This is a genomic window from Streptomyces sp. CNH287, from assembly GCF_000424825.1.
Window position 1 is genome coordinate 124,615 of record NZ_AUKQ01000015.1, and the last position, 13,167, is coordinate 137,781.

The 13,167-nt window shown below is 74.1% G+C and carries 13 protein-coding genes; 6 read left to right on the forward strand and 7 right to left on the reverse strand.

Annotation, left to right across the window (positions count from 1 at the left end; genetic code table 11):
* Nucleotides 1–117: 117 nt before the first annotated feature.
* Together H299_RS0116740 and H299_RS0116745 are read left to right on the forward strand one after the other, a co-directional pair.
* A complete protein-coding gene (locus tag H299_RS0116740; protein ID WP_051262547.1) occupies nt 118–693 on the forward strand; it encodes a MarR family transcriptional regulator in 576 nt (191 codons plus the stop codon).
* A 3-nt stretch (nt 694–696) separates the two neighbouring features.
* Entirely contained in the window at nt 697–1,611 is a 915-nt protein-coding gene (locus H299_RS0116745) for an EamA family transporter (protein WP_027749336.1), read from the forward strand.
* 93 nt (nt 1,612–1,704) lie between these two features.
* Here the strand turns inward: H299_RS0116745 and H299_RS0116750 are convergent, their stop codons facing one another.
* Nucleotides 1,705–3,063, reverse strand: coding sequence for a glycoside hydrolase family 18 protein (locus tag H299_RS0116750; RefSeq protein WP_027749337.1), 1,359 nt, complete (start codon nt 3,061–3,063; stop codon nt 1,705–1,707).
* Nucleotides 3,064–3,572: 509 nt separating this feature from the next.
* Here H299_RS0116750 and H299_RS0116755 point away from each other — a divergent pair.
* Nucleotides 3,573–4,733, forward strand: coding sequence for a hypothetical protein (locus H299_RS0116755; protein WP_027749338.1), 1,161 nt, complete (start codon nt 3,573–3,575; stop codon nt 4,731–4,733).
* Between the two features lie 61 nt (nt 4,734–4,794).
* On the opposite strand, the gene H299_RS0116760 is transcribed toward H299_RS0116755, so the two are convergent.
* The 3 genes from H299_RS0116760 to H299_RS0116770 form a co-directional block, all read right to left on the reverse strand.
* The gene (locus tag H299_RS0116760; RefSeq protein WP_027749339.1) at nt 4,795–5,544 is read right to left on the reverse strand and encodes a hypothetical protein; all 750 of its coding nucleotides are present in this window, start codon (nt 5,542–5,544) and stop codon (nt 4,795–4,797) included.
* Nucleotides 5,545–5,706: 162 nt separating this feature from the next.
* The gene (locus H299_RS0116765; RefSeq protein WP_027749340.1) at nt 5,707–6,411 is read right to left on the reverse strand and encodes a response regulator transcription factor; all 705 of its coding nucleotides are present in this window, start codon (nt 6,409–6,411) and stop codon (nt 5,707–5,709) included.
* Nucleotides 6,408–7,856: an ATP-binding protein gene (locus tag H299_RS0116770; protein WP_027749341.1), complete on the reverse strand. Its 1,449-nt coding sequence runs from the start codon at nt 7,854–7,856 to the stop codon at nt 6,408–6,410. Before H299_RS0116770 ends, H299_RS0116765 begins: the two co-directional genes overlap by 4 nt.
* Nucleotides 7,857–8,061: 205 nt before the next feature.
* Between H299_RS0116770 and H299_RS34595 the strand changes: the two genes are divergently transcribed.
* Together H299_RS34595 and H299_RS39965 are read left to right on the forward strand one after the other, a co-directional pair.
* Nucleotides 8,062–9,534 (forward strand): PspC domain-containing protein, encoded by a 1,473-nt coding sequence (locus H299_RS34595; protein ID WP_078512803.1) that lies wholly within the window; start codon nt 8,062–8,064, stop codon nt 9,532–9,534.
* Nucleotides 9,531–9,926, forward strand: a complete 396-nt coding sequence (locus tag H299_RS39965) for a hypothetical protein (protein ID WP_199782458.1) — start codon at nt 9,531–9,533, stop codon at nt 9,924–9,926. Before H299_RS34595 ends, H299_RS39965 begins: the two co-directional genes overlap by 4 nt.
* Nucleotides 9,927–9,929: 3 nt before the next feature.
* Here H299_RS39965 and H299_RS0116785 read toward each other — a convergent pair whose 3' ends face one another.
* Nucleotides 9,930–10,568 carry a DoxX family protein gene (locus tag H299_RS0116785; protein WP_078512804.1) on the reverse strand — a complete coding sequence of 213 codons (639 nt, stop codon included), beginning with the start codon at nt 10,566–10,568 and terminating at the stop codon, nt 9,930–9,932.
* 86 nt (nt 10,569–10,654) lie between these two features.
* Entirely contained in the window at nt 10,655–11,296 is a 642-nt protein-coding gene (locus H299_RS0116790) for a hypothetical protein (protein WP_027749343.1), read from the reverse strand.
* An 88-nt stretch (nt 11,297–11,384) separates the two neighbouring features.
* On the opposite strand from H299_RS0116790, the gene H299_RS0116795 reads away from it, so the two are divergent.
* Nucleotides 11,385–11,738, forward strand: coding sequence for a hypothetical protein (locus H299_RS0116795; RefSeq protein WP_027749344.1), 354 nt, complete (start codon nt 11,385–11,387; stop codon nt 11,736–11,738).
* Between the two features lie 93 nt (nt 11,739–11,831).
* Here H299_RS0116795 and H299_RS0116800 read toward each other — a convergent pair whose 3' ends face one another.
* On the reverse strand, nt 11,832–13,004 hold the full coding sequence (locus H299_RS0116800) for an NlpC/P60 family protein (protein ID WP_027749345.1): 1,173 nt from the start codon (nt 13,002–13,004) through the stop codon (nt 11,832–11,834).
* Nucleotides 13,005–13,167: the final 163 nt, after the last annotated feature.

Here is a 13,167-nt window from a genome sequence, read left to right on the forward strand (position 1 = left end):
GGGACACTCTCCGGCGTCGTCGTCATCGCAGCGCGCTTCATGGCGAGCACGCTAGCAGAGCGGTGAGCGGCAGTCCTCCGGGTTGCGGGCGGGTGGAGATCGCGTTATGCATGAGTCATGCATGATACGGATCGCGCGCAGGGCCACCCCGCGCACCACACCGCGAACCTGCTGGGCGCCACCGCGCTGGCGGTGACCGACCTGGCCCTCGCCGGGATGACCCGGGCGGCCGGGCTCAGCTCCAGCGGTGCCGCCGCGCTCGTGGTGCTGGCCGGCGCACCCGGCCTGGGCGCATCCGGCCTGGGCGTCACCGAGTTGAGCGTCACCGAGCTGGGCCGCCGCGTGGGCCTCTCGCAGCCCGCCGCCGCCCGCATGGTCGACTCGCTGGAGGCACGCGGCCTCGTCGGGCGGCGGCCGGGGCCGGGGCGCCGGGTGTCCGTCTCGCTGACCGCCGCCGGGAAGCGGGCCTCCCGCGAACTGCTCGCCGCGCGGGGTGCACCCCTGGCGGACCTGCTCGGCGTACTGGACGAGGCGGAGCGCAGGGCCCTGGACGGTCTGCTGCACAAGCTGCTGACCCGCCTCCATGCCGAGGTGGGCAGCGCGGACCTGCTGTGCCGGCTCTGCGACCGGGGGCGCTGCGTCCAGGGCGCCGTCTGCCCGGTCGGCGAAGCCGAACGGCACGAAGCGGACTGACCGGTGGGCGCGCTGCTGGCACTCGCCTCCTCGGTCGCCTACGGCCTCGCGGACTTCGCGGGCGGACGGCTCTCGCGCCGTGCCGCGTTCCTGGCGGTCGCCCTGGCCGGGCAGGTCAGCGGACTGGCGCTCACCCTCGCGGTGGCGCCGTTCGTCCCCGCGCACTCGGTAAGCGCGGCGGATCTGGGCTGGGGCGCGCTCTCCGGGGCGGGGACGGCCGTGGGCATGCTCTTCCTCTACCGGGGGCTGAGCCGGGGTGCGATGAGCGTGGTCGTGCCGGTGAGCGCGGTCGGCGGGCTGGCGCTTCCCGTGCTGGTCGGGGCGGCCTTCCTGGGGGACCGGCTCTCGCCGCTGTCCTGGCTCGGGGTCGCGCTGTCCGTGCCGGCGATGTGGTGCGTGGCGGGCGCGCGGCGCGGCCCGGCGGGCGGGTCCGGTGCCGCGCGGGGGTCCGGTGCTGCGGACGGTGCCGCCGCCGTGCCGCCGTCCGCCGCCGCCCCGTCGTCCGCGCCCGTGGACGGGCTGGTCGCGAGCCTCGGCATCGCCCTCCAGTACCTCGCGCTCGCTCAGGCCGGGGCCGGGGCCGGGATCTGGCCCGTCGTCGTGGGCCGGCTGGCCGCCGTGCTGACCCTGCTGCCGCTCACGCTGCCGCCCCGCGCCCGGCGAGGCGGCGCCCTGCGCCTGCCGCCCCGGCTCGCACTCGCCTCGGCGGCCGTGGGCGGTGCCGCCGCGCTCGCCCTGGTCTGTTACCTGCTGGCGACCAGGCAGCAGCTCGCGTCGGTCGCCGTCGTCCTCTCCTCGCTCTACCCGGCGATCCCGGTACTGCTCGGCGTCCTCGCCCTGGGGGAGCGGCTCGGTGTCGCGCAGCGCGCCGGTCTGCTCGGCGCGGGCACCGCGATCGCCCTGCTCAACCTCGGCTGAGGCCAGGCGCAAAAGGGGCGGCCGGCGCCCCGCGAGCATCGATGGCTCGCGGGGCGCCGGCCGCCCCGGTGTATCCCGGCGTGAACGGGCTTCCTAGCGGAGGCCGTTGGTCAGGGTGCGGAAGAGTTCACCGTCGTCGTCGCCGTCCAGGGACCAGACCATGGCGCCGGCGAGGCGGTTCTTCTTGATGAACTTGGCCTTCTCCTTGATGACGCGCTTGTCGTCGTACGTCCAGAACGTCGTGCCGTCGAAGAGCCAGGCGTGGCCGCCGTCCTTGGAGCGGTGGACGGTGTACTCGTCGGACTCGGCGAGTTCCTTCAGGACCTTGTAGTCCTCGAAGCCCGCTTCCCAGGTGCCGGGGGCCGCTCCGGACGAGGGCTGCTGGTAGCCGTCACCGCCGCCCTGGACCCCGGTCCAGCCGCGGCCGAAGAAGGGGACGCCGAGCACGATCTTGTCCGCGGTGGCCCCGCGGGCGAGCCAGTCCCGTACGACCTGGGTCAGGCTGTCGTCGGGGGAGTTGATGGCCGACTGCTGGTTGGTCGTGGACTCCCAGGCGCCGTGCAGGTCGTAGCCCTGCAAGGTGGCGTAGTCGAGGTGGCGGAAGAACTTCTCGCCCTCGTAACCCGCGTCCATGGCAGCCGAGTTGGCCGGTAGGAAGGCGGTGAGCAGCAGGTTCTTGCGCGCCTTGTGCTCGTAGGCGTCGAGCTGCTTGCGGAACTCGGCCACCAGCGCGGTGAAGTTCTGCTTGTCCTCGGGCCGGTAGACGTTGCCCTCGGCGCCGGGCCAGCTGGGCCACTCCCAGTCCAGGTCGATGCCGTCGAAGATGCCCGCGGCGCTGCCGGGGCCGCCGCGGCCGTTCTCCCGGGGCAGGTTGCCCTTGATGAACAGGTCGATGCAGGAGCTGACGAAGGCCTTGCGGGAGGCGGGGGTGAGGGCGGCGTCCGAGAAGTTCTTGGACCACTCCCAGCCGCCGAGCGACATCAGGACCTTCAAGTGCGGGTTGCGCTCCTTGAGTTCGCGCAGCTGGTTGAAGGTGCCGGCGAGCCGCTGGCGCGGGCTGTCGGCGACACCGTCGACGGAGTCCCGGGCGGAGAGCGACTCCTGGTAGTCCGTACGGGCCCGGCCCTCCCCGGGGACGCTGCTCTCGAAGCACAGTCCTTGCGGACTGACGTTGCCGAAGGCGTAGTTGAGGTGCGTCAGCCGCCGCGCGGTGCCGCTGGTCTGGAGGTCCTTCACCAGGAAGCCGCGGTCGCTGGAGCCCCACTGCGTGTAGTAGCCCACGCGCTTGGCCTGGCGGCGGTCGTGCTGCTTCCCCTTCTCGGCGGCCGAGGCGGACGGCGAGGAGGAGTCGGAGGCGGAAGAGGAGTTGGAGGCGGCGGCGATGCCTGGGGTGAGCAACAGGGAAAGGGAGCAGCCGGCTACAGCCAGCCGACGCAGGAGCCTACGAGGCATAGGAGTGCTTCCCTCCAGAGGGAGTCTCGGAGGCCGACGGTGGGGCGGCGGCCGTGCCTGCGCACGGTATTGGCCTGGACCAATGAGGGTCAAGCATCCTGTCACGATCACTTCTCCCGGTGACCGGGACGTCCCGCAGCGCCACCACCGATCCGCGCCGTACGTACGCCGCCTGTGCGTAGCGCAGCGTGCGGGCCACCGGCTCGCGCCGTACCGGCGGGGTGGACTCCCGCAGCGCGGCGGGGTGTTCGGGGCGCGGCAGGGTGCCGCGCAGCACCTGGCTGAGGGCGGGTTCGGCGACTCGGTTCTCACTCCATGCCGCCCACGCTACCGCCCGGCCCCTGCCCTCCAACTCCCCTTCCTCCTCCGCGCCCGCGCTCGGCCACGCCGCCGGGAGACGTGCACGACACCCACCCGATCCCCGCCGAACCGTTACCAGGTGTCTCGGCGGCTGTGGCTCCGGCCGATTTAGGGTGGATGCTTCTCACCGTCGTGAAGGGGGCACCGACGTGATCGTGCTTGCGGCCGATCTGCTGATCGTCGTGCTGGTCAGCGTGGTGGCGTGGGTGCTGCCGGTGCTGGCGCGGCCGGGTCGGCCGTTCGGCGTGCGGGTGCCCGCGAGCCGGGTGGCGGACCCGGTGGTCCTCGGGCAGCGGCGGGCGTACGTGCGCCGGGTCGTGGGGCTGGCGGTGCTCGCCGCCGCCGTGGCCGCCGCGCTGCTGGCGCTGGGGCGTCCGCGGCACACGCCGAGCATCGTCGCCAGCTGCCTGGGCGCGGCCGACGCGTTCGCGTACGGCCTCGCCCACTACCGCGTCCGGACCGCGCGGGCGGAGCAGAAGTGGCACCAGGAGGTGCGGCCCGCCCGGCCGGGTGTGCCGGCCGAAACGGTACTGCGAGCGGCGCCGGTGCCCGTACCGGCCCTGTGGTTCCTGCCCGCGGCGGCCGTGCCGCTGCTGACCTTGGCGGTCGGCGTCGTGCGCTACGGCGAACTGCCCGATACGCTGCCCGCCCCGCGCAGCCTCGGCGTGGACAGCGGGGAGCGGGTGACGACCTCGCTCGCCACCGCCTTCGCGCCCGTCCTGGTGCAGGCCGTGCTCGCACTGCTGATGCCGCTGCTGGCCGCCGGGTTCACCCGGGCGCGGTCCGAGTGGAGCACCGCGGAGTGCGGGCGGCGGCGTGCGGAGCCGGACCGCCGGTACCGGATCTACCTGACCTGGGTGGTGCGGCTGATCGCCGTCGCGGCGGGGTGCGGGAACCTCGCGGCGCTCTTCTTCGCCCTGCAACTGTGGGAGATCTGGACGCCGTCGGCCCCGCGCAACGCGCTCACCTGCCTGCCCCTGGTGGTCGCCTTCGCCGTCTGGCTCTGGTTCGAGTTCCGGGTCGGCCAGGCGGGGCACCGGCTGCCCGACGAGCCGGGTGAGGCCGCCCCGCCCGCGTACGGGGCGCGGCACGACGACGGCCGGTACTGGCACCTCGCGGGCCTGGTGTACGCCAACCGCACCGACCCCGCGCTCTTCGTCCACCAGCGGACCGGCGGCGTCCCCTGGACGATGAACCTGGGCCACCCGGTGACCTGTGCCGTTCTGGCCGGACTGGCGCTGATCGGACTGCTGTCGGCGGTGGGCGTGCTGCCGATCTGCCCGCCGGGGGAGGCCGCCGAGTCGGCGTGACGCGAGCCCGGCACGCGCGGCGCGCCGGGCTCGGCGGGCGACCCGCGCCGGGCGGCGGCCGTCAGCGCAGGAACGGTACGGGAATCCCCACCGGCTGCGGCGCGGTCAGCCCCTGGGCACCGGCCGGCACCGGCACGGCCGCGAAGATGCGGCCCTGCTCCGCCGCCAGTTCCCGCACCCGCTCGGCCGGGGTGCCGGGCAGCCGCTGCTCCTCGTAAAGGGCGTGCGTGCGGACGGTGGCCCGGTGGCTGGCCGGGGTGTGGAACTGGATCTCGTACGTGTGGTCCGTCAGCGGGTCGCGCCAGGCGGAGTTGACCGCCTTGTAGCTCTCCCGGTTCTTCCAGGTGTTGCTCCACCGGACCGACTCGTGCTGCCAGGCGGCGAGCGTCGAGGAGGCCGTCCGTACGCCGTCGCTGTACTCGCGGTCGGACCAGCGGAAGGTGTAGCGCACGGAGTCGTTGATGCGCTCCAGCGTCTCGTGCACCGACTGGGTCGGCGTCTCGCGCAGCTTGGTGGCGACCTTGCGCTTGAGCGAGTCCTCGCCCTTGAGCCGGTGGTCGAAGCCGACCAGTTCGGCGCCGCTCCACGAGGCGACCGTCCGGATCTGCGGGCTGATCACCTTCTCGGCCTGCTCGGCGCGGGCGAGGAACTTGTCCACCGCCCTGTTCTGCGCGGCGTTGAGCCGCAGGCCGTCCTTCTCCCAGCCGCCGGGCGGCGGGGCGGCCGAGGCGGAGGGGGCGAGGACGGCGGTGAGCGCGGCGGCGAGTGCCGCCGCGCCCGCGGTGCGGGCGGGGAGGGGGGTGTGCGTCATCAGGGTGTCCCAATCACTGCGCGGAATCCGGGCACTTCTCCGGCTGACAACCGGGGCCGGACGCGGCGGGTTACGGGCAGTACTCCTGATGGACGGCGGGCCTCACCTGCCCGGACGCGGGCTCATGGGCTCACCGGCCCACAGGTTCGCAGGCTCACCGGCTCACACCAGCCGGCGGGCCGTCGCCCAGCGGGTCAGCTCGTGCCGGTTGGAGAGCTGCAGCTTGCGCAGCACCGCCGAGACGTGCGACTCGACCGTCTTGACCGAGATGAACAGCTGTTTGGCGATCTCCTTGTACGCGTACCCGCGCGCGATCAGCCGCAGCACCTCGCGTTCGCGCTGGGTGAGGCGGTCCATGTCCTCGTCCACCGGGGGCGCGTCCGTGGAGGCGAAGGCGTCCAGCACGAAGCCCGCCAGGCGCGGGGAGAAGACCGCGTCGTCGTCGGCGACCCGGAAGATCGCGTTGACCAGGTCGGTCCCCGTGATGGTCTTGGTGACGTAGCCGCGCGCGCCGCCCCGGATGACGCCGATGACGTCCTCGGCGGCGTCGGAGACCGACAGGGCCAGGAAGCGGACGGGCGCCTCGGCCGCCGTCATCAGCGGGGTGCTGCGGCGCAGCACCTCCACGCCGCCGCCGCCCGGCAGATGGACGTCGAGCAGGACGACGTCGGGGCGGGTCGCCTGGATGACGGTCATCGCCTGGTCCACGTCACCGGCCTCGCCGACGACCTCGACGCCCGTCTCCTGCGTACGCCCGATCTCCGCCTGCACACCCGCGCGGAACATCCGGTGGTCGTCGACCAGCACGACCCGCGCCCGGCGCGCCTCCGGTCCGTCCCCCGCCGTCACTGCCTGCTCGTCGCTCACGACTCCGCCGCCCTCTCCATCTCCAGCTCCACCTCTGTACCCTCGCCCGCCGTCGAGCGGATGCGGGCCGTGCCGCCGTTGCGTTCCATCCGGCCGATGATCGACTCGCGCACGCCCATTCTGTCGTCCGGCACCGACTCCGGGTCGAAGCCCGGCCCCCGGTCGCGTACGGAGATGAAGACCGTACGGCCCTCGACCTCCGCGAAGACCTGCACGGCGCCGCCCTCGCCACCGTACTTGGCGGCGTTGACCATCGCCTCGCGCGCGGCCTGGACCTGGGCGGTCAGCCGCTCGTCGAGCGGGCAGTCCCCGACGCAGACGACCTCCACCGGCACCCCGTGGTAGTCCTCCACCTCCGCGACGGTGCCCTTCACGGCCTCCGCCAGCGTCTCCGGTTCGTCCTCCTCCGCGCGGTCCCGGCCGCTGCCCTCCGGCTTGTAGAGCCAGGCGCGCAGGTCGCGTTCCTGGGCGCGGGCCAGGCGGGCGACCTCGCGGGCGTCGTCGGCGTTGCGCTGGATCAGGGTGAGGGTGTGCAGCACGGAGTCGTGGACGTGCGCGGCGACCTCGGCCCGCTCCTGCGCCCGGATGCGCATCAGCCGCTCCTCGGAGAGGTCCTGCACCAGGCGGACGAGATACGGGCCGATCAGCAGGGCGATCCCGACCAGCACCGCGAGCGAGGCCTGGAGCACCGGCCCCAGATGCCGGGCCGAACCCTGCACCACCACGATGCCGGACACCCCCACCGCGACCAGGGCCACTCCGGCCGCGCTCCGGGCCACCGGCAGCAGCCGCTTGCGGCGGCTGACCTCCGCCCAGTGCGCCCGCCGGGCGTTGTCGGCCTGGCGCCAGACGAGGGCGACGCCGAGCGCCATCACCAGCAGCGGCCACAGGTAGGTGTTGGCCCGGCCGAAGGGCAGGTTGAGGCCGAAGATCACGAGCACGCCGAGCATGCCCAGCACCCCGATGGCCTGACCGCGGTCGATCCGGCGGAAGCCGCTCAGCCTGCCGCGCCGCTGCCCGCCCGCGGCCCGGTCGCCGCCGGCGCCCTTCGCGGGACCGGCACCCTCGGCCGCACCGGCGCTCCCCTCCGGCCCGCCGCCCTGGCCGCCGGGCTCCGGGCCGAACCGGCGCCACGGGTCGTCCTCGCCCGCCGCGCCGCCGGTCACCCCGACCCCGACCCCGCCGGTGCCCAGTGGGACGAAGAACCAGAACGCCGCGTACAGCAGCGCCCCCAGACCGTTGGCCGTGCACAGCGCGGCGAAGACGACCCGCACCCACAGGACCGGGAGCCCCAAGTGGCCCGCGAGTCCGCGCGCGACCCCGCCCAGGATGCGGCCGTCGGCGGAGCGGTAGAGCCGCCGCAGCGGCGGCTCGTCGGCGCCGGGCGGCGACTGCGGAGCCGTGGCGGTGTGCGCGCTGGGCGCGGTCGAGGCGGCGGCGGTCATGACCCGATCGTCACACGGTTCGGTGCCCTGGACATCAGGGTGTGCCCCTGATCCGCCCCGGACCTTTCCCGGGCGGGCGCCGGGGCCGTACGCCCGGGTCCAGGGGCGGGGTCCGGACGTACGGCCCGGGACGCCGCGGATCTCAGGGTCGCGTCGGGGACGGTCCCCGATGCCGGAGCGGGCCGGGAGGCGCCACCATAGGCGCATGGCCGAAGACCAGCAGCCGACCAGCGGTGCCGCGCGGGGCACGTCCGAGCCGTCCGCCGACGCGGGCGGCGCGACGCGGGCGGCGTCCGCCACGGCGCAGGCGCCGCCCCCGCCGGCGGTGCCCGAGCGGCGGCTCACGCGCAGCCGCAGCCACAAGGTCGCCGGCGGCGTATGCGGCGGCCTCGGCCGCTACTTCGACGTCGACCCGATCGTCTTCCGGGTGCCGCTCGGCGTCCTCTCGGTGATCGGCGGCCTCGGCCTCGTCGCGTACGGCCTGGCCTGGCTGCTCATCCCCGCCGACGGCGAGCGGGAGAACGAGGGGCGGCGGCTGCTCTCCGGGCGCGTGGAGGGCACCTCGCTGACGGCCATCCTGGTCGCGCTGGTGGGCTGCGGGCTGTTCCTGGCCTCGATGGGCGGCAACAGCCCCTCGTTCTCCGTCGCCGTCGCGGCAGCCGTCTTCGGCGGGGCCTACTGGTCCCACCGGCGCCGCTCCGCCGAGGCCGCCGCGGCCGAGGGCGCGCCCTTCCACCCGGCCGCGCAGTCCGTCGCCGACGCGCCCCCCGAGACGCAGGCGCCGCCTGTGCCGTACACGCCCTCCTGGTGGCGGGACCCGCTCACCAAGGACGGGCGTCGGGGCACCGGGTACCTGTGGGGGCCGGTGGACGAGCCGCCCGAGGAGCCGGGTGGCTCGTCCACCGGCCCCCGCGCCGCGCCCCCGCGCGAACGTGCCGCGGCCTGCCAGTCGCTGGGCGGGCTGCTCTTCCTGCTGGCCGCTCTGGCCGCGTCACTCGGTACGGCGGCCACCTGGGCGGACCACCCGCTCGGCGTCAGCCTGGCGGTCGGACTGGGCGGCGCGCTGGCCGTCTTCGGGATCGGTCTGGTGGTCAGCGCGTTCGTCGGGCGGACGGGCATCGGCACGATCGCCGCGGTCGTCGTGACCGCCCTGCTGCTGGCGGGCGCCTCGGTGCTGCCCAGGGACATCGCCACCCGGTGGGACGACCGGCACTGGGCCCCCACCGCCGCCGCCGAACTGCCCGACCGCTACCACCTGGGCAGCGGGAACGGCGTACTGGACCTGACCGGGCTGCGGCTGCGCGAGGGCCAGACGGTACGGGTCTCCGCGCGGGTCGGGGCCGGGGAGCTGCGGGCGCTGGTGCCGCTCGACGCACGGGTGAAGGTGCACATGAAGGTGGGTCTCGGCAGCTACGACCTGCCCGGCGGCGCGGGGTCGGACTCGGGCGGCGGCCTGGACAGGTCCCAGCGCCGTACGTTGGAGCCCGAGGCGGGCACCCGGCCGCGCGGCACGATCGAGATGGAGCTGGACGTGGGGATCGGGGACGTCTCGCTGGTGCGGAGCCTGCCCGACGGGCCGGAGCCGCCCGCGAAGCCGGAGCCGTCGGCCAAGCCGGAGCCGTCGGCGAAACCGGAGCCGTCCGGCGGCTTGGGTCCGCAGGAGGTGGCGGCGCGATGACCCGGCACTCCTTCGAACCGGCCCGGCTGCTGCTGGGCCTGCTGCTCCTCGGCGTGGGCGTGCTGTACGTGCTGGACGCGCTCGGCGAGACGGAGGTGCGGACCGCCGTCCTGCTGTCGCTGGTGCCGGGCGCGCTGGCGGCGGGCGCCCTGACGAGCATGACCACCTTCGCCGTCCGGCGCGGCCTGGCCCGCCGTCACGCGGAGCGGGCGCCGGGCGGCACCGTACGGGGCGGCCAGGCGTCCGGCGGCGACGCGTACGGCGGCGAGGCGGAGCTGCGCGACCTGCCGGTGGCCGAGCTGACCACCGGCTACGCGCGCTCCCGCCGGACGCCGCCGGACGGCGGCGCGGACAGGCACGGCGGCGCGGGCGGGCACGGGGACGCGGGCTGACGCTCAGCCGAAGATCCGCCGCCCCCGGCGCCGCCGCCGCACCGCGAGCGCCGCGTCCAGCGAGAGCAGCGGCGAGCCGGTCAGCGCCAGCGGCACCCAGCAGAACAGGTACGGCAGGTCGTTGCCGTAGTAGTACGGGTCGGCGGACCAGCTCACCGTCAGCCAGAAGGTCAGCGAGATGAACGCGCCGCCGAGCGCGGCCGGCCGGGACCACAGGCCGAGCAGAGTGCCCACGCCGACGGCGATCTCCCCGGCCGAGATCGCGTAGCCGAACCCCTCGGGGTTCTTCAGCGCGAGGTCCACCAGCCAGGGCGCGGCGGCCGTGTCCCGTACGGAGTGCAGCAGTTGGGTCAGCGAGTCGGGGCCGGAGCCGTCCAGGAAGCCCGGGGAGGTGAGCTTGTCGATCCCGGCGTAGACGAAGGTGAAGCCGAGGAAGAGGCGCAGCGGCAGCAGGGCGTAGCGCGCCGCGGTGGCCCGGAGGCCGCCCCCGCCCAGGCCCCCGCCGACCCCGCTGCCGAGCCCGCCGCCCGGAGGGCTGGGGCCGCCACCGCCACCCAGCCCCGGGCCCGTGCCTGCACCGATCACGCTGCCGCCGCCGCTGTTGCCGCTGTCCTCGTCGCCCGGGTGGTCCGCACGTGACATGGCTGTCCCGCCTTCCGGTAGTGCGTGCGGTGTGCGGGGCCGATTCTTCCGTCCCCACCCGTCCCGCACGCAACACGACCGGCCGGTCAGCTCCCTCCGACCGCGCCGTCCGGGTAACGGTCGCGGCTCGTACGCACGACCTCGCCGATCAGCTCCAGGTGCCGTGCCGCGTTGCGGTAGCCCGCCTCCCAGCTGGCCCGTTCGCTCGGCCGCGGATCACCGGTCGGCGAGCCGGCGCCCTGGCGGCCCGCCTCGGCCCAGCCCAGCTTGCCCTTGCCGAGCCGCCGCGCGTACTCGGGGTCGAGGCCGTAGACGCACACGCTCTCCCGGGTGAACAGGCAGTGCCGGTGGCGGCGGTCGGGCGTCTTGTGGTCGGTGTTCCAGTCGACGTGGTGCTGGCGGATGCGCAGCGCGTGCGGGAGCACCGTGTAGTGCGGGACGACGTAGACGGGCGTGCCGATGAGCGTCGCGCGGAAGACGATGCCGTGCTCGTACAACCGGTGTTCGAGCAGCAGCAGTTCACCGAGGCCGTACGCCAGCGGCACGAGGAGCCCGGCGAAGACGGGCAGTCCGACCAGCAGGAGGATGACGTTCGGAGCCAGGAAGTGGAAGATCAGCAGGATGCCCAGCGGCAGCGTACCGATGATCGCCCAGCCTGCGGCCGGGTGCAGGGGTCGGTGGATCTCGATCAGCGCACCCAGCTCAACCGGTGGTTTCCGTCGCAGCATCCGAGCTATTGAAGCACGCGACTGCCTTCCGTACATGCTTGGTGACCCCCCTTGCCGGGGTAGCAAGATCGATAGCTATGCTATCAATATGGATACATTGATCAACATTTTTGTCGGTCTGCATGTCCTGGGTATCGCCGCCCTCCTGGGCGGCTTCCTCTATCAGCTCAAGGCCGCGCGGGCGGGTGAGGCGCGCATCCTGCCGGGCATGCTGCACGGCGCGCTCACCATGCTGGTGACCGGTGTGGCGCTGGCCGGGCTCAACGAGGCGGACGACGTCTCGCTGGACCAGACGAAGCTGGGCGTCAAGCTGACGATCCTGGTGGTGATCCTGGGCCTGGTCTACGTGAAGCGGGCCGAGGAGAAGGTCTCGTCCGCCGTCTTCTGGACGATCGGCGGACTGACGATGGCGAACGTCTTCATCGCCGTCCTGTGGACCTGAGCACTCCCGGGGTGAAGCACCCGCCCGGCGCCCGCCGGTGACGCGGGCGGGCGGCCCGGCGCGCGCCGGACCGCGCACCCGCCGCGGCCCCGCTCAGGCGGGGCGCACCGCGCTGTGGAACGGCATGTAGTCGACCGACTCGTACTTCACGTCGTCGCCGGGCTTGGAGGCGTGGATCATCTGGCCGTCGCCGACGTAGATGCCGACGTGGCTGATGTCCTCGTAGAAGAAGATCAGATCGCCCGGCCTCATCTCCGACTCGGCCACCTTCGTGCCCACCTCCACCTGGTCGAAGGTGGTGCGCGGCAGCGAGACGCCCGCCGCCTTCCAGGCGCCCTGCGTGAAGCCTGAGCAGTCGTACGAGTTGGGCCCGCTGGCGCCCCACACGTACGGCTTGCCCAACTGAGCCCTGGCGAAGGCCAGCACCTTCTCCACCTTGCCCGCCGACGGGTCGGCCGGCGGCTCGGGGGCCGGGGTCTGCGTACCGCCGCCGTCCGGCGTCCCGGCGTCCTCCTCCGGCTGTTCGCGCTGCCGCTCCCGCTCCCGCGCCGCCGCCTCCCGGCGCTCCTTCGCGGCCCGCTCGTCGGCCTTGCGCTGCGCCTCGGCGCGCTTCTCGGCCTCGATCTGCGCCAGCCGGGCCTTCTCCTCGGCCGTCAGCCGGGAGAGCAGTTCGCGCGCCTCGGTCAGCTTCGTCTGCACCGCCTGCTTGCTCGACTTGAGCGTTTTCTGCGAGGAGGTGAGGGAGGCGAGCTGCTTGGTGGCCTCCGTGCGCTTCTTGCCCGCCGCGGTCTGCCGGGCCTGGAACTCGGTGACGGCCTGCTTCTGGTCGCCGGTCATCCGGTCCATCAGGTGCTGCTGGTCGAAGTAGCTCTGCGGGTCCTCCGCGAGCAGCAGCGTGGCCGTCCCGGAGACGCCGCCGGTGCGGTACTGGGCCGCCGCGTACTGGCCGAGGGTGCGGCGCGCCTCGTTCACCTTGGCGGTGCGCTGCGCGACGGCGTCGAGCGCGGAGTCGACCTTCTTGCGCTGGGCGGCCGTCTTCTCCTTGGCCGCGTTGTACTTCTGGGTCTGCGTACCGGCCTGCTGGTAGAGCTTGTCGACCTTCGCCTTGACCTCCTCGACGGAGGGCTTGTCGTCGGCCGGCGTCGCGTTCGCGCTCTGGGTGAGGAGCGTGACGGACGCGAGCGCCGCGGTGGTGACGCCCACCGCGCTCGTACGGGACGTGGCGGACTGCATGATGCGGGTGCGTGGCTTGCGGTGCGACGCCAAGGCCAGCGACTCCTTCCACGGACCGCCTACCGGGTCGGTGCTGTGGGGGCCCGCGTAGGGGTCCCGGTTCCGGCGACGGGAGCCGGATGCGGCGGAGGCGGCCCGTGTCGACGCTCTCGCCGACTGGGGGCGCGGGCTGCCTGGGACCGCACCGTAGCGAAGG